The organism is Shewanella sp. WXL01 (assembly GCF_012263345.1).
In the GTDB taxonomy this organism is placed as follows: domain Bacteria; phylum Pseudomonadota; class Gammaproteobacteria; order Enterobacterales; family Shewanellaceae; genus Shewanella; species Shewanella maritima.
Genome location: NZ_JAAIKQ010000001.1, coordinates 742,748 through 761,970, shown reverse-complemented (window position 1 = coordinate 761,970; position 19,223 = coordinate 742,748). Strand labels below are relative to the sequence as shown.

The 19,223-nt window shown below is 44.9% G+C and carries 15 protein-coding genes, 8 tRNA genes and 1 pseudogene; 11 read left to right on the top strand and 13 right to left on the bottom strand.

Annotation, left to right across the window (positions count from 1 at the left end):
* The first annotated feature begins 42 nt into the window (after nucleotides 1-42).
* On the top strand, nucleotides 43-969 hold the full coding sequence (locus G3R49_RS03245) for a TIGR03899 family protein (protein ID WP_245335227.1): 927 nt from the start codon (nucleotides 43-45) through the stop codon (nucleotides 967-969).
* Between the two features lie 62 nt (nucleotides 970-1,031).
* Here G3R49_RS03245 and G3R49_RS03240 read toward each other — a convergent pair whose 3' ends face one another.
* From G3R49_RS03240 to G3R49_RS03185, 12 genes are all read right to left on the bottom strand, one after another.
* Entirely contained in the window at nucleotides 1,032-1,646 is a 615-nt protein-coding gene (locus G3R49_RS03240; RefSeq protein WP_130598319.1) for a hypothetical protein, read from the bottom strand.
* A 562-nt stretch (nucleotides 1,647-2,208) separates the two neighbouring features.
* Nucleotides 2,209-2,293: transfer RNA gene (locus G3R49_RS03235), tRNA-Leu, on the bottom strand.
* Nucleotides 2,294-2,371: 78 nt separating this feature from the next.
* Nucleotides 2,372-2,446: transfer RNA gene (locus G3R49_RS03230), tRNA-Gln, on the bottom strand.
* Nucleotides 2,447-2,488: 42 nt separating this feature from the next.
* A tRNA-Leu gene (locus tag G3R49_RS03225) sits at nucleotides 2,489-2,573 on the bottom strand.
* A gap of 88 nt (nucleotides 2,574-2,661) precedes the next feature.
* Nucleotides 2,662-2,738, bottom strand: a tRNA-Met gene (locus G3R49_RS03220).
* 5 nt (nucleotides 2,739-2,743) lie between these two features.
* Nucleotides 2,744-2,818, bottom strand: a tRNA-Gln gene (locus G3R49_RS03215).
* A gap of 23 nt (nucleotides 2,819-2,841) precedes the next feature.
* Nucleotides 2,842-2,916: transfer RNA gene (locus tag G3R49_RS03210), tRNA-Gln, on the bottom strand.
* Between the two features lie 42 nt (nucleotides 2,917-2,958).
* Nucleotides 2,959-3,043, bottom strand: a tRNA-Leu gene (locus tag G3R49_RS03205).
* Nucleotides 3,044-3,154: 111 nt separating this feature from the next.
* Nucleotides 3,155-3,231: transfer RNA gene (locus G3R49_RS03200), tRNA-Met, on the bottom strand.
* 287 nt (nucleotides 3,232-3,518) lie between these two features.
* Nucleotides 3,519-4,610 carry a redox-regulated ATPase YchF gene (gene ychF / locus G3R49_RS03195; protein WP_130598321.1) on the bottom strand — a complete coding sequence of 364 codons (1,092 nt, stop codon included), beginning with the start codon at nucleotides 4,608-4,610 and terminating at the stop codon, nucleotides 3,519-3,521.
* Nucleotides 4,611-4,682: 72 nt separating this feature from the next.
* Nucleotides 4,683-5,270: an aminoacyl-tRNA hydrolase gene (gene pth, locus G3R49_RS03190; RefSeq protein ID WP_130598323.1), complete on the bottom strand. Its 588-nt coding sequence runs from the start codon at nucleotides 5,268-5,270 to the stop codon at nucleotides 4,683-4,685.
* Nucleotides 5,271-5,400: 130 nt separating this feature from the next.
* Complete coding sequence (locus G3R49_RS03185) at nucleotides 5,401-6,672, bottom strand: FAD-dependent monooxygenase (RefSeq protein WP_167868620.1); 1,272 nt, start codon at nucleotides 6,670-6,672, stop codon at nucleotides 5,401-5,403.
* 297 nt (nucleotides 6,673-6,969) lie between these two features.
* Here G3R49_RS03185 and G3R49_RS03180 point away from each other — a divergent pair, with 297 nt between their 5' ends.
* The 8 genes and pseudogenes from G3R49_RS03180 to G3R49_RS03145 all read left to right on the top strand — a co-directional run bounded on the left by G3R49_RS03180 (nucleotide 6,970) and on the right by G3R49_RS03145 (nucleotide 14,920).
* Nucleotides 6,970-7,329 (top strand): hypothetical protein, encoded by a 360-nt coding sequence (locus G3R49_RS03180; RefSeq protein ID WP_167868619.1) that lies wholly within the window; start codon nucleotides 6,970-6,972, stop codon nucleotides 7,327-7,329.
* Nucleotides 7,330-7,420: 91 nt separating this feature from the next.
* Nucleotides 7,421-8,848, top strand: coding sequence for a tRNA (N6-isopentenyl adenosine(37)-C2)-methylthiotransferase MiaB (gene miaB, locus G3R49_RS03175; protein WP_130598329.1), 1,428 nt, complete (start codon nucleotides 7,421-7,423; stop codon nucleotides 8,846-8,848).
* Between the two features lie 184 nt (nucleotides 8,849-9,032).
* Nucleotides 9,033-10,013, top strand: a pseudogene (locus G3R49_RS03170) (PhoH family protein); the annotation flags it as partial.
* A gap of 203 nt (nucleotides 10,014-10,216) precedes the next feature.
* A complete protein-coding gene (gene ybeY / locus G3R49_RS03165) occupies nucleotides 10,217-10,678 on the top strand; it encodes an rRNA maturation RNase YbeY (RefSeq protein ID WP_167868617.1) in 462 nt (153 codons plus the stop codon).
* Between the two features lie 45 nt (nucleotides 10,679-10,723).
* Nucleotides 10,724-11,602, top strand: a complete 879-nt coding sequence (gene corC / locus G3R49_RS03160) for a CNNM family magnesium/cobalt transport protein CorC (RefSeq protein WP_167868616.1) — start codon at nucleotides 10,724-10,726, stop codon at nucleotides 11,600-11,602.
* A 3-nt stretch (nucleotides 11,603-11,605) separates the two neighbouring features.
* Nucleotides 11,606-13,174: an apolipoprotein N-acyltransferase gene (gene lnt, locus G3R49_RS03155; protein WP_167868615.1), complete on the top strand. Its 1,569-nt coding sequence runs from the start codon at nucleotides 11,606-11,608 to the stop codon at nucleotides 13,172-13,174.
* Nucleotides 13,164-13,682, top strand: coding sequence for a prepilin-type N-terminal cleavage/methylation domain-containing protein (locus tag G3R49_RS03150; RefSeq protein WP_130598337.1), 519 nt, complete (start codon nucleotides 13,164-13,166; stop codon nucleotides 13,680-13,682). Before lnt ends, G3R49_RS03150 begins: the two co-directional genes overlap by 11 nt.
* 740 nt (nucleotides 13,683-14,422) lie before the next feature.
* On the top strand, nucleotides 14,423-14,920 hold the full coding sequence (locus tag G3R49_RS03145; RefSeq protein ID WP_130598339.1) for a glycine zipper 2TM domain-containing protein: 498 nt from the start codon (nucleotides 14,423-14,425) through the stop codon (nucleotides 14,918-14,920).
* A gap of 331 nt (nucleotides 14,921-15,251) precedes the next feature.
* Here G3R49_RS03145 and G3R49_RS03140 read toward each other — a convergent pair whose 3' ends face one another.
* Nucleotides 15,252-15,752, bottom strand: a complete 501-nt coding sequence (locus G3R49_RS03140; RefSeq protein ID WP_167868614.1) for a zinc ribbon-containing protein — start codon at nucleotides 15,750-15,752, stop codon at nucleotides 15,252-15,254.
* Nucleotides 15,753-15,872: 120 nt separating this feature from the next.
* Here G3R49_RS03140 and leuS point away from each other — a divergent pair, with 120 nt between their 5' ends.
* Together leuS and lptE are read left to right on the top strand one after the other, a co-directional pair.
* Entirely contained in the window at nucleotides 15,873-18,464 is a 2,592-nt protein-coding gene (gene leuS, locus G3R49_RS03135; protein WP_167868613.1) for a leucine--tRNA ligase, read from the top strand.
* Between the two features lie 169 nt (nucleotides 18,465-18,633).
* Nucleotides 18,634-19,134: an LPS assembly lipoprotein LptE gene (gene lptE / locus G3R49_RS03130; protein WP_130598345.1), complete on the top strand. Its 501-nt coding sequence runs from the start codon at nucleotides 18,634-18,636 to the stop codon at nucleotides 19,132-19,134.
* The last annotated feature ends 89 nt before the right edge of the window (nucleotides 19,135-19,223 follow it).

Below are 19,223 nucleotides of genomic sequence, written 5' to 3'. Positions count from 1 at the left end.
GATCGCTTTATAGCTCATAGCTGATAACGCAAAGGAACACTCATGGCAGACACGCTCGACAACAACAAATCGCTTATGGTTGAGACACAAGAGCCAAGCAAGGCTGCGGTAAAAACGGAAAAGCCTGTTACTTCAGAGCCTGCTGCAGCTACGCCTAGCACCAAAAACAGCGACTCATCTCAAGCATCAGCCAGACAAAAAGCACTGCAACTCGGGCGCATTTTAGGCTTGGCCAGTGAGGCTGACTATCGCCCGTCAACGGCATCCATCACCGAGCGTGCGCAGTTTCGCGTGCAAAAACAGCTTAATCAACATCAACAAAACCTTGAAACTATTTTTGCACTGGCACTGAACTACACTCCATCCGATGTGACCGGAGTGGAGCTAGACCCTGACTGGCGTTATCAGTTCTTCAAGATGGCCGAGCAAATCCATAACCGCAAAATGCAGGACTTATGGGCAAGAATTTTATCAAGTGAAATCGTTAATCCCGGTCAATTCAGCTTACGTACCTTAGCAGTGTTAACCCAACTCACCCAGCGTGAAGCGCAAATGTTTGAAAAAGCATTAGCCATTGCTTCAAGATTTAATAATGAAAGCCGTTTTAAGCTAATGACGGGCTACAGATTAACAGGCGGGTTAAAACACTATTTTCGCCAGTCAAGCAATACAGGCTTAAACCTGTCGCAGTTTGGCTTGCCGTATTCAAGTATCTTAACCCTGGTTGATGCGGGGATTTTACACAAGAGTGAATTTGAAACTGGGGTACTCGATAGCGCCTCGCCGATTAGCCTTAGCTTCGGTGTAGAGGTAATAAAGCGTACACCAAGGAACAAACATTTATTGCTTACCTATTACCGGTTTACCCCTGTTGGCGATGAATTATGCCAATTGCTGCATGCCACAAGTGATAAAAACTATATTGCCGCCTTGGGGCAACTGCTAGATAAAGACTTTTCGAAACAATAAAAGTGAAAGCATCAACACACGCTAACTAATACTTACTAGCTGTACTTCCTAGCTTGTACTTCCTAGCTTGCGTAAAGGTGTGAGAACTGTGCTTTATGCTCGCTAAATAGAAACTCACGTATTGCCTGGCGCGCGTGGCCGTGAGCATTTATCCTCGCAGCCATGATATCGTTTTCGGTTCTTACCGGCTCAAAGTCGACACTGATAGGCTGAGAGCCTGGAAGCAGCAAATTTGCTTGATAAAAGTCATCTGCACAGCAATTTTCAGGCAAGCGAATCGTTAATCCAGAACTTGACAATGACAGTACCTGAGCTTGTGCCTCACAACAGCGAGTCATCACTTTTACGCCCTTTAGATTATTCACCCGCCATGAGCGTTCGCTGCCACGTGCATCAAGCACTTCAGGCACACCTAGCACAGGCACGAACTGCCCTAGCTCATCACGTTTTAGTACTAAAGGGAACCATAACCGGTAATGGCTTATCTCTGCCAACAATGTCAGCTGCGCTTGACCTAAGATCTTAGTCAGCACTTGAGGGATCTCTGTTGAAACACTCAAGTAATGTTCATCATAAGCCTGAGTTTTCTCGGCTTGGTGTGGTTCAAGTGAAGTGGCAGATTGAGGGGTAAATAACTCACCGAAGCAGGCAAGCTCCTCGTCTGTCAAAATGGACATTTATTATTGCTCGACATTCTATTTGTAATAATTTGCAACAATGTTACATCAGAATGAATTTATGGACAAATTTTATACATAAACATATGAAAAGTTGCGCTTTTTGAAATCGAATTCAATCAAGCGATTTAACGGTAAACTAGGTAAGTAAGCAGATTTTCTTAAATAAAAGCTGACTTGGGCATATTTCTATAGACTTTGCACGATAACCGCGATACTCATCGAAGCAGTTTACAATTACTAATTAACCTTAATAATGCTGCTTCATTATAAGCCTTTGGTACAAAACAAAATTTTATTGTTACGTGTTTGCATATGCTCAAAGCTAAACGATGAGATAAGCCGAATGGTTTTATATTAACTTCAATAGTGCTTTAGCCAAGCTAGATTTACTTAAGCCACTAATTTATTTAAGCGACCATTTTATTTGAACCGCTAAGCTAGGTAAAAGTTGGGTAAAAGCTAGACAGAATAGTGAAGAAATATAAGCACAGAGAGGTAGATTTTAGTGAGTTTTTACAAGAGAGAATCAAAAGAATAACTAGAAAGGAAAACTATTTGATGGTACGGGAGGAGAGACTTGAACTCTCACACCTTGCGGCACCAGAACCTAAATCTGGCGTGTCTACCAATTCCACCACTCCCGCATCAAATATTTCTGACAGTCAGGGCGACTATCAATGATTTAGCATCCTACTAAACCATGTGCCAAACACTCTAAGTAATGGCTGGGGTACCAGGATTCGAACCTGGGAATGCCGAGATCAAAACCCGGTGCCTTACCGCTTGGCGATACCCCAATCTTAGATATAAATCTAAATTTTGAAGAAAATTGAGTTAGATGGTACGGGAGGAGAGACTTGAACTCTCACACCTTGCGGCACCAGAACCTAAATCTGGCGTGTCTACCAATTCCACCACTCCCGCATCTAATTTTCTTCGCCAACATACCTTGGGAGGTGTACGTTAGCTATCTACTCAGTAGTGAGAACAAATCCCTTCTACCCAGTAAATATGGTAGCAATGGCGGGACTTGAACCTGCGACCCCAGCATTATGAGTGCTGTGCTCTAACCAGCTGAGCTACATTGCCAAATATGGCTGGGATACCAGGATTCGAACCTGGGAATGCCGAGATCAAAACCCGGTGCCTTACCGCTTGGCGATATCCCAATAATCTTGCGATTATAAATAGATGGCTGGGGTACCAGGATTCGAACCTGGGAATGCCGAGATCAAAACCCGGTGCCTTACCGCTTGGCGATACCCCAATCTTAGATATAAATCTAAATTTTGAAGAAAATTGAGTTAGATGGTACGGGAGGAGAGACTTGAACTCTCACACCTTGCGGCACCAGAACCTAAATCTGGCGTGTCTACCAATTCCACCACTCCCGCACTGTCTCTGTAAGAAACAGATTCTCATTTTACCTTGAGCAGGTGCCGGTCTTATTTCTAAAGCAGGACTTTAACTAACCAGCCAACCTCGAATTTTACATCTTGAGAAGATGGTAGCAATGGCGGGACTTGAACCTGCGACCCCAGCATTATGAGTGCTGTGCTCTAACCAGCTGAGCTACATTGCCACTTCGTTTTCTGCTGCCCTCGTCGTGAGGACGGGGCGTATTATGCTTATTCAGGGTATTCAGGTCAACAGCTTTTTTTCGCATTTTTTATCAATATTGATTGTTCGGCTATAACTTCACCAAACTGCATATTGTTGCAGCAAAAATAACTCTTTTACTATGAATACCCTAACCGCGAACAGACTATTAAACGCTAACTTAGGCCGATTGCCAAGATAAATCGGCCCTTTTTTGCACAAACCAAGGTTTACGCTCAAATAACATACAAAAGTGTCAACTAGGACAATTTATACATTGAATAGGAAGTGCATAACATCGCCATCTTTAACGATGTAGCCTTTACCTTCTACGCGAAGCTTACCTGCTTCTTTCGCGCCCGCTTCACCTTTATGCTCGATAAAGTCGTCATAAGACATCACTTGTGCACGAATAAAGCCGCGCTCAAAGTCTGTGTGAATCACTCCAGCCGCTTGCGGAGCTGTTGCGCCAACACGTACTGTCCATGCGCGAACTTCTTTTACGCCCGCAGTAAAGTAGGTGTGTAGGTCTAGTAATTGGTAACCTGCGCGGATCACGCGATCAAGACCCGGCTCTTCAAGACCTAAATCAGCCATAAACTCTTCGCGATCTTCTGCTTCCATTTCAGCAAGCTCAGACTCGATAGCAGCACAAACCGTCACAACAACTGCATTTTCGGTTTCGGCAATCGCGCGAACTGCATCCAGATGCGGGTTATTATCAAAGCCATCTTCAGATACGTTAGCAATGTACATGGTTGGCTTTAACGTTAAGAAGTTTAAGTAACGAATTGCCGCCGCTTCTTCTTTAGTTAGTTCAACACTGCGTAGCATGCCGCCTTCATCTAGTGTTGGGCGTAGCTTTTCTAATACTTCAACTTCGAACTTAGCGTCTTTATCACCGCCTTTCGCACGCTTTTGCTGACGCTGAACCGCGCGCTCTAAGCTCTCAAGATCTGACAGTGCAAGCTCAGTATTAATTACGTCAATGTCGCGCGCTGGATCAACACTGTCTGCAACGTGAGTAATATTGTCATCTTCAAAACAACGAACAACATGACCGATAGCATCAGTTTCGCGGATGTTCGCTAGGAACTTGTTACCTAGACCTTCACCTTTAGATGCGCCAGCGACCAAACCCGCGATATCAACAAACTCCATGGTTGTTGGCATTACGCGCTCTGGGTTTACAATCTCTGCTAGTGCATCTAAACGATGATCTGGTACTGGTACTACGCCAGTATTTGGCTCAATAGTACAAAACGGAAAGTTAGCCGCTTCAATACCAGCCTGTGTTAGTGCATTGAACAAGGTAGACTTACCAACGTTTGGTAAACCAACAATGCCGCATTTAAAACCCATATCGATACCTTTTTACTGTCATTGACTCTTGTGAGTCAGGAATTGTTTAAGCGCGTCTAAACGCTAACTTAATTACTCTGCTTTAAAGGAATGCAACCTGTGCATTGCCTTTGTCATGTCTTGTTTAAATAGAATCTCGCTAGAGCGAACCGCTTCATCTACTGCCGCGTTCATTAACTCTTGATCTTTAGTCGGTGCCTTACCAAGCACATAGCCACTGACTTTATTTTTATCACCCGGATGACCAATGCCGATACGCAAACGATAAAAGCCTTTGTCGTTACCCATTCTGGCAATAATGTCTTTTAGACCATTGTGACCACCATGGCCGCCACCTAGCTTAAATTTAGCCACACCAGGAGGCATGTCCAACTCGTCATGGGCAACCAATATTTCTTCAGGCGCGATACGAAAAAAGTTAGCTAATGCGGCAACTGACTTGCCGCTTAGGTTCATAAATGTGGTTGGGATAAGTAAGCGCACGTCTTTACCGTGAAGTGTCGCTCTGGCAGTGAGTCCAAAATATTTGCTGTCAGCTTTTAAGCTCACATTACATATACGGGCTAACTCTTGCACATACCAGGCGCCAGCATTGTGTCTGGTGCGCTCATACTCTGAGCCTGGGTTTGCTAAACCAACAATCAGTTTAATATTACTCATCCACTCTACATTCTATTAAAGTAGCGACTGACCATAGGTCAAAAATAACTCGCTACTGGATATAAAGGGCGGCATTTTAACACCCAATCGTTCGTGCAACAATCATGCAGGCAAGGCGATCGAAATCAGACTACAGCCCAATCGCGTATTTGAGCACTTTGCGCTTTATTGGGGTATCGATATTGGCAAGCTTTAATGCGCCGTTACGTAGCAGCTTCAATGGTAATAGGTCATTACTAAAGCCAGCGTAAAACGCATCCATAGCGCTCATCATTAATTGGTTATCAGCATAGCGTTTGCACTGGTATTGTTTAAGCACGTTATTGCTATGCCAGGGCTGATTATTACCAATGGCATCGGCAATTTGTGCAATTAATACATCGACATCTTTAAAGCCAATATTCACGCCTTGACCAGCAAGTGGGTTGATGGTGTGGGCAGCGTCCCCTACTAGCACGGCATTATCAATATAGTATTGCTGCGCATGACGCCGAGTTAGCGGAAAACTACCTTTATCAACTACCTCAAAGTCCTGTGGTAGGCGACTTGGGAAGTGCTGACGAATTTGTGCACCTAGCTGCAAGTTGGATAATTGTGATAACTGTTTGATGCGCGTTGGTGAGTCGTACCACACCAAAGATGCATGGTTATCTGGTAGCGGTAATAAGCTTCTTGGTCCTTCTGGCGTAAATTGCTGCCAGGTGACAGGTTCTATGGCTTGCGACAACTTAATGTTAATCAACATAGCTGACTGCGCATAATCCCAACCCGTTATACCTATGCCCGCCCATTGACGGACTTGCGAGTTTGCGCCATCAGCCCCTACAAGCAGCTTGGTGCTAAGTTGCTCTCCACTGTCTAATGTGATGGTCAGTTGCGCATTCTTTACGCCATCCTTATTTGCAACACCAATGGCTACCGCTTGATTATCTTGAGCATAGCTGCGGCTAATACTCGATACTTTGCGCGGACACAGGATATCAACATTATCCATAGTCGCTATTTGCTGCCATAACGCTAATTGGATAAGGCGGTTCTCAAAAAAGTAACCCAGTTTTTGCTCGCCGATTTGCTCAGCACTGAACTGAGTAATAAAACCATCAAGCTCCCAGGTTTCTAGCCCTGTATAGGCAACATGGCGCAGCGCCAGCAGGTTGTGCATTACGCCCAAACGGTCGAGCAAATTGGCTGATGCCACGCTAATCGCTGAAACCCGAACATCCAGCGGCTGCGAAGGTGTAAATGCTTGAGGCTCATGCGCTTCGATAACTGCAACTCGAAGGCCGAGCTGCCCAATGCCAACTGCGCTGGCTGCACCAACCATGCCTCCGCCAACAATGACCACATCATATTGTGTTGCTTGTTGAGCATTTAGCTGCTCAGCTGAAGAACCATCTTGCATTAATACAACCTATGTTATCTGATGACTTTCTTATTCTTTTAAAAGCATGCCGTTTGTGTTGTGGCACTGCTTTATAATGCACTAACCAGTGCGATAGATTTCGCGCGGTATATTGTGTGTCGAAACATGTCAATTGGCGACAATTCATGTCTGCTATTGAGCAATACGTGAGCAAATATGTCTTAGCGGCATAACTGCCATACTTAGTTACAATGGCTACAACAAACTACATAAACCAAACACTATACTGCGACTGTCTAACCCATGTTCCACCTTAATTTGCTAAGAGAGGAAGTCATGAAAAGTCAAACTCAGTTAGTTGTTAGCAGCGGTATTATTGCGCTAAGCATGTTTGCCGCAAGTTTCAGCCCTTCAAGTCTGGCTCAAGCAAGAGCAACAGATGAAGCCCTAGTTAATCCGACAATGGAAACCATGACCATAATCTACCGTAATGCGTTTGATTATGCCTTATATCAACACACCGCGGAAATGCTTGCCGCCCACCATCAGCAATTGCACAGCAATATTATGTTGGATGCTCGGCAGCAAAGTAAAACAATGGCGAAAAATTTTGCGATTTCGATAGCAGATTCAAACGCTTTACCCCAAAACCGCAATTCATTACAGGAAATAGGGGTATTAGTCGCGCCGCAATAAAGCGTGACAAAACACCACAAAAGCTAGCCACAAGGGTTAACTATGGGTAAAATATCGCGCTATTTTTACTATGGGTTACCGGCGAGCAGTGATGAGTAAGAAACTTCATATCAAAACCTGGGGCTGTCAAATGAACGAGTATGACTCGTCTAAGATGGCTGACTTACTTGACGACTATCAAGGCTACACCTTGACAGAAGACGCGACAGAAGCAGATGTATTATTACTTAATACCTGTTCTATTCGCGAAAAAGCACAGGAAAAAGTGTTCCACCAACTTGGCCGTTGGAAGAACCTAAAAGATAAGAAGCCAGAGCTTATTATTGGCGTCGGTGGCTGCGTGGCATCCCAAGAAGGTAAAGCGATTAAAGAGCGCGCGCAGTGCGTCGACATAGTGTTTGGTCCGCAAACGCTGCACCGTTTACCTGAAATGATTAATCAGGTTGAAAACGGCCAAAAGGCTGTTATCGATATTAGCTTCCCAGAAATCGAGAAGTTTGATCGCCTGCCTGAGCCTCGCGCCGAAGGCCCAACTGCGTTTGTGTCTATCATGGAAGGCTGCAGCAAATACTGCTCTTTCTGCGTTGTACCATACACACGTGGTGAAGAAGTTAGCCGCCCAGTGGATGACGTCATTCTTGAAATTGCACAACTTGCCGAACAAGGTGTGCGTGAAGTCAACCTACTTGGTCAAAACGTTAATGCGTATCGCGGTGCGACTCACGATGATGATATTTGTACTTTTGCCGAGCTACTGCGCCTGGTTGCGAGCATTGACGGTATTGACCGTCTGCGTTTTACCACGAGCCACCCAATCGAATTCAGCCAAGATATCATTGATGTTTATGAAGATACGCCAGAGCTAGTTAGCTTCTTGCACTTACCAGTGCAATCAGGCTCTGACCGCATTCTCACGCAAATGAAGCGCGGCCACATGGCGATTGAGTTTAAGTCAATTGCCCGTCGCCTACGTAAAGCGCGTCCTGACATTCAAATCAGCTCTGACTTTATTGTTGGTTTCCCTGGCGAAACCCAGCAAGATTTTGCTGATACTATGAAGCTGATTGAAGAAGTTAACTTCGACCATAGCTTCAGCTTTATCTACAGTGCACGCCCTGGTACCCCAGCGGCAGATCTGCCAGATGATGTGACTGAAGAAGAGAAAAAACAGCGCTTAGCTATTTTACAAGACCGCGTCACTCAGCAAGCGATGCGTTACAGCCGCCAAATGCTAGGCACAGTGCAGCGCATTTTAGTTGAAGGTCCATCGGTGAAAAATCCAATGGAACTTCGCGGCCGCACCGAAACCAACCGCGTGGTGAACTTTGAAGCGCCACACACGCATATTGGTAGTTTCGTTGATGTAGAAATTGTCGACGTATACACCAACTCTTTACGCGGCGAATTTATCCGTGGTGAAGATGAGATGGACCTACGTAGAAGCCTGCGCCCATCAGACATTCTTGCCAAACATAAGCAAGATGATGACTTAGGTGTGAGCCAATTTAAACCAGCATAAACTTTGCTGCGTATATATTTACAAACGAGTAATTGTAAATAGCGAAACACTTATTAAAAGGCGGCTCTGCCGCCTTTGTCTTTACTCACATTCGTGCAAAAAATAGCCGCAAACTATTTACCCTTGCCTCGGCATACACTAATGTTAACTTGTACTGTTTAATTGAAAATCGTTGGAGAAATAATTGACCAATAAAGTCACCACCATGAATTTGTATCTTGAGCCTTCAGATACCCGCCGCCTGTCTTCTCTTTGTGGTCCATTTGACGACAACATCAAGCAACTTGAGCGTCGTTTAGGTGTTGAAATTATTCATAAAAACAATCATTTCACCATTGTAGGTATGCCGCGAAATGCCCTCAATGCCAACAATTTGCTAAAACAGCTTTATGTTGAAACCCAGCCAATGAAAGGCTCAACTCCTGATTTAGAGCCTGATACTGTGCACCTAGCCATTCAAGAAGCCATTGCTATTGAAGCTGATCACAGCGACACCGACAAAAGCCTGCATATCAAAACCAAGCGCGGCGTGATTAAACCACGTAACCCAAATCAAAGTGCTTATGTGAGCAACATTGCGCGCCACGATATTAGCTTTGGTATTGGCCCTGCCGGTACAGGTAAAACTTACCTTGCGGTTGCCGCTGCTGTAGACGCGTTAGAGCGTCAAGAAATTCGCCGTATCTTGTTAACTCGCCCTGCGGTAGAAGCGGGTGAAAAACTGGGTTTCTTACCGGGCGATTTAAGCCAAAAGGTCGACCCTTATCTACGCCCACTTTATGACGCTCTATTTGAGATGCTCGGGTTTGAGCGCGTAGAAAAACTGATTGAGCGTAACGTGATTGAAGTCGCCCCGCTTGCTTATATGCGCGGCCGCACGCTAAACGATGCCTTTATTATTCTTGATGAAAGCCAAAACACGACGGTTGAACAAATGAAAATGTTCCTCACCCGTATTGGCTTTAACTCGCGCGCGGTGATCACAGGTGACATCACCCAAATCGATTTGCCTCGCAGCCAAAAGTCTGGCCTGCGCCACGCCATAGAAGTGTTAAGCAAGGTACCTGAAATTAGCTTTAACTTCTTTGCGGCGCAAGATGTAGTGCGTCACCCAGTTGTCGCGCGCATTGTCGAAGCTTATGAGCACTTTGATCGTCAGCAAGAGCGTGAAAAAGATGCCAAACACAAGGCTTACCTTGCGCGCAAGCAAGCCAGTGAAGCTGAAGGCCAAACTAGTGCTAATGCTAGTAGTGCTAATGCTAGTAGTGCTAATGGCGCGACAAAAATCGCCAGCGAAACGCCTGTAGCAGCCGCAGAAGAGCCTTCAGCTCAAGCGGACAAGTCTTCACAACTGAAGAGCGAAAGCTAATGTCACTGCAATTAGACTTGGACCTACAAGTTGCCACCGACGCTACAAATATCCCGAGCCAACAGGACTTTGAACTGTGGGCGACTACCGCTATTGGCAACGCGATGACACAAGCCGAGTTGACTATTCGTTTAGTTGATAGTGACGAGAGCCAAAGCCTTAACCGCAACTATCGCGGCAAAGACAAGCCAACCAATGTGTTGTCGTTTCCATTTGAAGCGCCACCAGAGGTTGAATTGCCACTACTTGGCGACCTAATTATCTGTGTTAGCGTGGTTGAACAGGAAGCCAAAGCACAAAATAAAAGCTTACAAGCCCATTGGGCGCATATGGTCATTCACGGCTGCTTGCATTTGCTAGGGTATGACCATATTATCGACGCTGAAGCCGAGGAAATGGAAGCGCTAGAAACGCAGCTAATCCAAGGCCTAGGTTATGACAATCCATACAAGGAAATCTAAATAAAATCGCTAGCTGATTGGCAGCTATGATTTTGGAAAATACATATGAGTGACGAGATCCCCCCGAGTACAAACGCCCCAAAGAAAAGCTGGCTTGATAAGATCAACCAATTATTCCAGGGCGAACCTCAAAATCGCGAAGAGTTAGTCGAGGTCATTTCTGACGCAGAGCAGCGCGACCTGATTACTGAAGACACCCGCGAAATGATTAAAGGTGTATTAGAGGTTACTGACCTGCGTGTTCGGGACATTATGATCCCAAGAGCACAAATCGTCACCCTACAAGTAGACGCAAACGTGGATCAAGTACTTGAGACCGTGATTGAGTCTGCTCACTCTCGTTTTCCTGTCGTCAATGAAGACAAGGATCATATCGAAGGCATCCTACTTGCCAAAGACCTAATTAAATACGGTTTCAAGCAATCAGACACGCCATTTTCACTTGCGCAAATCATCCGCCCGGCGGTGGTTGTGCCAGAAAGTAAACGCGTTGATGTACTGCTTAAAGAGTTCCGCTCACAACGTTATCACATGGCAATTGTTGTCGATGAATACGGCGGCGTGTCAGGTGTTGTCACCATTGAAGACATTCTTGAAGAAATTGTCGGTGAAATTGAAGATGAGTTTGACCACAGCTCAGTAGAAGATACTGAAATTAAACGCGTGGGCAACTCAGTATTCTTGGTTAAAGCTTTGACCGAAATTGATGACTTTAACGCGGCTTGTGGTACTCAATTTAGCGATGAAGAGTTCGACACCGTTGGCGGTCTAGTCTCGCACGCTTTTGGTCATCTACCTGAGCGCAACGAAAGCATCATTATTGATGACATTGAATTCACTGTGACCAATGCTGATAGTCGTCGCCTCAACCAACTAAGGGTAAAACTCCCTGACGTTAGCAACAACGACACGGCTGCCGAATAAGTCGTGTTATCCCAAGCTTTAGCAAAGTTAAATCAAGGGCGAATTTCGCTAGTCACAGCATTTGCTGCTGGTGCTAGCACCGCCCTTGCGTTTGCGCCCTACAATATTTGGGCGATTTACCCACTTGCCCTCGCCTTTGCGCTATTTCAAAGCCAATCAAAAACACCTAAACAAAGCTTATTTTACTGGCTAAGTTTTGGCTTTGGCTGCTTTGCTGTCGGCATTAGTTGGGTGCATGTCAGTATCGACACCTTTGGCGGCATGCCTTTGGTTGTCTCAATGGCATTGATGGGACTGCTCGCTTTATATCTCGCCATTTATCCTGCACTGTGTGGTTATTTGCTCGCGAAGCTACAAGTATCAGGCCGCTTTGCTAGCTATTGGCAATACCTAGGTTTGTTCCCTGCGCTTTGGGTGCTCACCGAATGGCTGCGCGGCTGGGTGCTTACAGGTTTTCCATGGCTGTGGGCTGGCTATAGCCAAACACTTGGACCATTGAGTCAACTGGCGAGCATTATTGGTGCTTTGGGCTTGAGCTTTATCATTGCTTTAGCTGCAGGTAGCCTAGCATTACTGGCACAAAAGCGCTGGTTACCTTTACTTGTTGTAGCGCCGCTCATCATCAGCCTTGCTTACCTTGCACCAAAATTTAATCCAATTACCGAAAATGGCGACAGCGTTAAAGTGGCGCTAGTACAAGGTAATATCCCCCAAAGTATGAAGTGGGAGCCAGAGAACTTATGGCCAACCATGGTCAAGTACATGGACTTAACCCGCAATCATTTTGATGATGAATCTAGCCTAGACATAGTCGTGTGGCCAGAAGCGGCGATCCCAGCACCAGAAGTGTTAGTCAGCGACTTTTTAGTTGGCACTAATGACGTGGCACGCTTTAACAATATCGCCATTATTACCGGCATTATCAGCAAGAAACCATCAGGTTATTACAATGCGCTCGTAGTGCTTGGCAATCACTTTAATAAACAGCAAAACCAGGGTGATTATGAGATTAATGGCAGCAACGAGTTTTTAAAACATCACTTACTGCCGATAGGTGAATTTGTGCCGTTTGAGTCGCTACTAAGGCCGCTGGCACCTTTCTTTAATTTGCCTATGTCATCGTTTATGCGCGGTGACTACCAACAGCCTAATTTGAACGCACTGGGTTATCAGGTCGCGCCAGCCATTTGCTATGAAATCGTCTTCCCAGAGCAGGTTCGCGCCAACACCAACATAGATACCGATTTACTACTTACCGTGTCCAATGATGCCTGGTTTGGCACGTCAAATGGCCCGCTGCAGCACATGGAAATAGCCCAAATGCGCGCCATTGAATTAGGTAAACCACTGCTAAGGGCAACGAACAATGGTGTAACAGCTGTAGTCGACCCTTATGGCAAAATAACCGAGCAATTACCTCAGTTTGAAACAGGTGTGCTGGTTACCGAGGTGCCTTTATATCAAGGTGAAACCTTGTTTATGCGATTTGGTCAACTCCCTCTACTACTCTTCTCTACTTTATTGCTACTATTATCCTTAGCATTTAAGTACAGAACTAAGTATGAAAAATAACCTATGCAAATCCGATAACATAAGAAAAGTCCAACAAGGGTTTACCTTAGTTGAGCTGATCGTTGTCATCATCATTCTAGCTATCCTCGCCATTGTAGCTGCGCCTAAATTTATTGGTTTAAGTTCAGAAGCGCGAACTTCAATACTTAGCAGCATTTCAGCGTCTGTAAAAACCGCCAACTCATTAGTGTATGCAAAATCACAAATGCCGAGTCTACAGGTGCAACCTGTAAGCGGTAGAGATGATTTGATTGATATAGATTTAGATAATGATGGTATTTTTGAAACGCGATTAAAATGGGGATATTTAGACAATACTGATATTGAAAAATGGATTGAGTTAGATGACGCTTTCACCATTCAGTATCAAGGTATTGCCAATACTTACATTGGTTATGACCTAGACAAAAATGGCCAAACGCTAAACGATAATTGTTACTTCCACTACGTACAAGCAGCTAATGCAACTACGCCCCCGCAACTAAGCATTGAAGCATCTGGCTGTTAGTCTGTTCAGTTCAGGACCTCTTTAGGCACTGAGAATAATCGAATTACACACACCATGCCCTCAAAATGCGACGTTGAAATAAGATAATTATCAGCTGTAAATCTACATACAGCTATGCTGCTACAGCACTAGTCGAACCTAGAGCCAATCGAACCTAGTGCCAAGTTAATGCAAAAATTATCTCTACTTGATAATGGTACATTGTTTAATTAAGCGCTTTCTGACAAGGTAAATCTAGTTCATGAGCCTGGTTCAAGTACCTATATTGCTAATATCTCCCTGGTTGCTTTTCGCCGGACCAACCCTAGGTGAAGATAAAAAGTGTATTCGTTCAAGGACACTGATGACCCATGCTCACACTCGTTGAATCCGTTTCTCTTTATTTCCAACGAAACCTCTTCTAGTAAACACGTTTGCTGGCAACTGACGTAAGTTGAACAAAAAAACGCATTAAACATGATTCACTGCAAGTCACTGAAACTATGAAACTTCCCTCTAGCTCATTAACACCAAGACATGCAGCCGTATCTGGCTCACTTAAAAAACATTGTTCGCAAATCACATCGCAGTACAGCTATAGACGGAGGTTATAGCTCGGCGTATAGTTCATCGCATAAGTCATTATGTTTATTAGCTTTTATTCGCACTTATTTAGTACTTGTGACGGTTTAGCCTAGTTTAAAACAACTAAACCATCAGCTAGTAAACGTATTTCAGTAGTAGGCATCAGGGATATCGCCATGACACATTACAGCAAAATCATTTTCGTTAGCCTTTTATCATTCATGCTCGCAGCTTGCTCGTCAAAGCCACCACAGGATGAAGTTGAAACAGTAAGAGTTGGCAAGGTGCAGCGAGTGTTGTACCAAAAAGTTGAGAAAAAGCCATCTATTGTCACTGTATTAGCTGGTGCCGCGGTCGGTGCGCTTATCGGCAATCAAATCGGTGATGGCAATGGTAAAACCATCGCCACAGGTGTAGGTGCGTTAGGCGCAGCTGCAATCACAGACAAAGCGCTAACTAAAGAATTCAATCAAGTGGTTTATGAAGTGTATGTGCCCGCTGAGCGCAAAAATATTGCCGTTGTCAGTGGCGATTTAGCGTCAACTATCTTTAAAAATGATCTGGTGGTGGTTTATAAAAAAGGCAAAAAAGTGACCATAGATGCTTACGGCCAATACTCGAAAGACAAGTATCAATTAGCACTGCAAAAGCTAGCAGATGGAACTTTAGAGTAACCGCCTTCTTATTAAGTCAGCGCGCGATTCAACCCCATGCGCAGCGAAGATAATGAACACTAAATCGCTGCTCTATGGTTACTCTAATCGTATTACTTCTGTTATCCACACCAAACATCTAAGCCTTGCATGAATGATGTGGATACTTAGATGTAATGGCATTTAAAGCCGTCGAAAACATGGATGTTTTCGTCTAGCATTCTTGTGAAACAAAGAGCTGTCGTGCTTGTGGCGTGCTTTAAATGCCATTGCAATGTAGAACACTAGCTAATAGCTACAATACCCGACAAATAACCCCTAAGGCACTAATACCAAAGGCTCTAGCTTACACCTAGGGCATCAGAGCTTCACGACTAAACTCAGTGCTATCGCATTCAGGACAGTCAGGAATAATCGATGGAAATTCAATATCCATTTCATGCTGGCACTGATTACAGACCACTTTCCCCTGATTAATCACTTCACCTGAACGGTAAACACCTTGGTGTTCAAAGTCGCTGGTAATTTCGTGCCATTGCACCTGGCTGCGATCAGACAGCTCGCCCAACCAATGCCAAAGCGTTTTTTCAAAAGCAATGACTGACGGGCTATGAAGAATATCTTCGGCGTGGGACTGTTTGATGTAGCTAGCGATGTCGCGTTTTAAAAACTCTTCCACTAACTCCAGTTCTTGATCAGAAGCGGCGCTTTTGAGCTTTAAAAACTCGCGCCCTTTGATAACAGAGACAAACAAACTTTTTGCAGTCAATGAGTTATCTTCTTCGTACTGGCGTTTTACTTGGTCGATTAAGGCTTGATATAAGTCTAATAAAGCAGAACTTCTGTCACTCATAATAAATACTCCTTCATCCGAACCTTTTTAATACATCACATCTAGTTTATTCTATGCAGTTATTCGTCACGCTAATCAGCGTTAGATCAAACAATGGGCGGCAAAGCCGGAAATAGATTGATGCAAGAGCAATATAATCCCTCAGAAATTGAATCCTCAGTACAACAGCACTGGGAACACAAAAAAACATTTGAAGTCACCGAAGATGCAAGCAAAGAAAAGTTCTACTGCTTGTCTATGTTTCCATACCCTTCAGGTCGACTGCATATGGGACACGTGCGTAATTACACCATAGGTGATGTTGTCGCTCGTTACCAGCGTTTACAGGGTAAAAATGTACTGCAACCTATTGGCTGGGACTCATTTGGTCTACCTGCTGAAAACGCGGCAATTAACAACAAGTCTGCACCAGCACCTTGGACGTACCAAAACATCGACTACATGAAAAACCAGCTTAAGCTTTTAGGCTTTGGTTACGATTGGAGCCGTGAAATTGCCACCTGTACCCCTGAGTACTACCGCTGGGAGCAATGGTTCTTCACTAAGCTTTACGAAAAAGGCTTGGTTTACAAAAAGACAGCTTCAGTTAACTGGTGTCCAAACGATGAAACGGTACTGGCAAACGAGCAGGTACAAGACGGTTGTTGCTGGCGCTGTGACACAGAGGTAGTACAGAAAGAAATTCCACAGTGGTTTATCAAAATCACTGACTATGCTGATGAGCTACTAAGCGATATCGACAAGCTAGACGAATGGCCTGAGCAGGTTAAGTCTATGCAACGTAACTGGATTGGCCGCAGTGAAGGTATTGAAATGACCTTTGGTGTTGCTGATAGCGATGAAACATTCGATATCTACACCACCCGTCCTGACACAGTAATGGGCGTGACTTACGTGGCGATTGCCAGCGGTCACCCGTTAGCAGAGCAAGCGGCAAAGAATAACCCAGAGCTTGCTGCATTTATCGAAGAGTGCAAAAACGTCGATACCACTGAAGCTGCGATGGCGGCGATGGAGAAAAAAGGTGTTGCTACTGGCTTATATGCTGTTCACCCAATCACAGGTGAGCAAGTGCCAATCTGGTGCGCTAACTTCGTATTAATGAACTATGGTACTGGCGCAGTAATGTCAGTTCCAGCGCACGATCAGCGCGACTATGAGTTCGCTACTAAATACGGTCTTGAGATCAAAGCAGTTATCAAGCCAACTGAAGGCGAGCTAAACATCAGCGAAGAAGCCTTCGTTGAAAAAGGCATTCTATTTAACTCAGGTGACGCTTTCCCTGAGCTAGACGGTCTTGAGTTCCAGGCAGCATTTGATGCAATCGATGCCAAACTTAGCGCTGAAGGTAAGGGTAAACGTCAAGTGAACTTCCGTCTACGTGACTGGGGCGTTTCACGTCAACGTTACTGGGGCGCGCCGATTCCTATGGTAACTTTGGAAGATGGCACTGTAATGCCAACTCCGGAAGAGCAACTACCGGTTGTATTGCCTGAAGATGTGGTAATGGATGGTATCCAAAGCCCAATTAAAGCTGACAAAGAGTGGGCTAAGACTCAGGTTAATGGACAAGATGCGCTGCGTGAAACCGACACCTTTGACACCTTTATGGAGTCATCTTGGTACTACGCTCGCTACTGTAGCCCGCAAGCTGATCAAATGTTAGATCCAGCAAAAGCGAACTACTGGCTGCCAGTCGATCAGTACATTGGTGGTATCGAGCATGCATGTATGCACCTATTGTACTTCCGCTTCTTCCACAAGTTACTTCGCGATATTGGTCTAGTTGATTCTGACGAGCCAGCAAAACGCCTACTGACTCAAGGTATGGTACTAGCAGACGCTTACTACTACACCAACGACAAAGGCGGCCGCGTTTGGGTATCGCCATCTGAAGTAACAGTTCAAGAAACTGACGACAAAGGCCGTGTCACCAAAGCAGTTGACTCACAAGGCAACGAGCTGGTTTACACCGGCATGAGCAAGATGTCTAAGTCGAAGAACAATGGTATCGACCCACAAGAAATGGTTGATAAATACGGCGCTGACACAGTGCGTCTATTTATGATGTTTGCTGCGCCACCTGAGTTGACTCTTGAATGGCAAGAATCAAGTGTTGAAGGTGCGCACCGCTTCATTAAGCGTTTGTGGAAAACAGCGTCTGACCATGTAGCTAAAGGTGAAGTTGTAGCGCTTGATGTTAAAGCACTAGACAGCAACCAAAAAGCGCTGCGCCGTGAATTACACAAAACCATCGCTAAAGTGAGTGATGACATTGAGCGTCGTCAGATGTTCAACACAGCGATTGCTGCCATCATGGAGCTAATGAACAAGCTGCAAAAAGCGCCAAGCAACAATGACCAAGACCGTGCATTAATCCAAGAAGCACTATCAGCGGTAACACGTTTGCTTTACCCAATTATCCCACACACTTGTTTCAGCATGTGGAAAGCACTGGGTAACCAAACTGATATTGAAGATAGCCTATGGCCAACGGTTGACGAGTCAGCTTTGGTTGAAGACAGCAAGCTAATCGTGGTGCAAGTGAATGGTAAGGTTCGCGCTAAAATCACAGTTGCAGCAGATGCATCTAAAGAAGATGTAGAAGCAGCAGGTTTAGCTGAAGCTCAGGTACAAAAATACACCGACGGTTTAAACATCGTTAAAGTAATTTATGTTCCAGGCAAACTATTAAGCATCGTTGCTAAATAAAAACTTAAGTAACATAAGCCACAACAGAGCGCACTAAGCTAATCAAGCTCACATGTGCACTCAAGGCTTAAGTTAGTTAATATAAGGCTCAGTATCCATGGTACTGAGCCTTATTTTTTGGCACACTATCGCCCACATGGCGCACCCGTTTACATTTACAGGAACAGTAATGCCTGCTCTTAGAACTTCTTCAATTACAACACTTTTATCGGTTGTATTACTTAGCCTAGCGTTAAGCGCCTGCGGCTTTAAGCTGCAACGTAGCTATCAAATACCAGAGCACTTATCGCAGCTGCATTTAGCCAGTAGCGACCAATACAGCGAGTTAACTCGTCTGCTAAGCGATCGCCTGCGGGTAAACAGCATCGACCTCGTTGACGCCAATAAGCAAACCCCAACATTGAGGCTGATAAACGACTCGTTAGAGCGCGCTACCCTGTCACTGTACCCAAATGGTAACGTGGCTGAATACGAGCTTATTTATCACGTGAATTACTCAGTGGCACTGCCTGATGGCGAGCCAGAATTTTTCGAAACCGCCATTCGCCGTGACTATAAAGACGATCCACGTACCGCGTTGGCAAAAAGCCGCGAAATGGAGCTACTCGTTAAAGAGATGCGTCAGCAAGCCGCTGACCGTATTGTGCAAACCTTAGCGACCATTAACTAGGCGGCAGTCGATTTAGCAAATAGCGTCTATGTAACAAGCGACTAAGTGCCCAGCAACCAAACCAAAAGCATTTAGACCAACAGCAACTG

Coding starts and splice junctions, on each gene's coding strand:
- G3R49_RS03140 (WP_167868614.1), bottom strand. CDS start 15,752: ATGAGTGACAGAAGTTCTGCTTTATTAGACTTATATCAAGCCTTAATC.
- G3R49_RS03145 (WP_130598339.1), top strand. CDS start 14,423: ATGACACATTACAGCAAAATCATTTTCGTTAGCCTTTTATCATTCATG.
- G3R49_RS03180 (WP_167868619.1), top strand. CDS start 6,970: ATGAAAAGTCAAACTCAGTTAGTTGTTAGCAGCGGTATTATTGCGCTA.
- G3R49_RS03150 (WP_130598337.1), top strand. CDS start 13,164: ATGAAAAATAACCTATGCAAATCCGATAACATAAGAAAAGTCCAACAA.
- corC (WP_167868616.1), top strand. CDS start 10,724: ATGAGTGACGAGATCCCCCCGAGTACAAACGCCCCAAAGAAAAGCTGG.
- leuS (WP_167868613.1), top strand. CDS start 15,873: ATGCAAGAGCAATATAATCCCTCAGAAATTGAATCCTCAGTACAACAG.
- ybeY (WP_167868617.1), top strand. CDS start 10,217: ATGTCACTGCAATTAGACTTGGACCTACAAGTTGCCACCGACGCTACA.
- G3R49_RS03185 (WP_167868620.1), bottom strand. CDS start 6,672: ATGCAAGATGGTTCTTCAGCTGAGCAGCTAAATGCTCAACAAGCAACA.
- miaB (WP_130598329.1), top strand. CDS start 7,421: ATGAGTAAGAAACTTCATATCAAAACCTGGGGCTGTCAAATGAACGAG.
- lptE (WP_130598345.1), top strand. CDS start 18,634: ATGCCTGCTCTTAGAACTTCTTCAATTACAACACTTTTATCGGTTGTA.
- G3R49_RS03245 (WP_245335227.1), top strand. CDS start 43: ATGGCAGACACGCTCGACAACAACAAATCGCTTATGGTTGAGACACAA.
- ychF (WP_130598321.1), bottom strand. CDS start 4,610: ATGGGTTTTAAATGCGGCATTGTTGGTTTACCAAACGTTGGTAAGTCT.
- pth (WP_130598323.1), bottom strand. CDS start 5,270: ATGAGTAATATTAAACTGATTGTTGGTTTAGCAAACCCAGGCTCAGAG.
- G3R49_RS03240 (WP_130598319.1), bottom strand. CDS start 1,646: ATGTCCATTTTGACAGACGAGGAGCTTGCCTGCTTCGGTGAGTTATTT.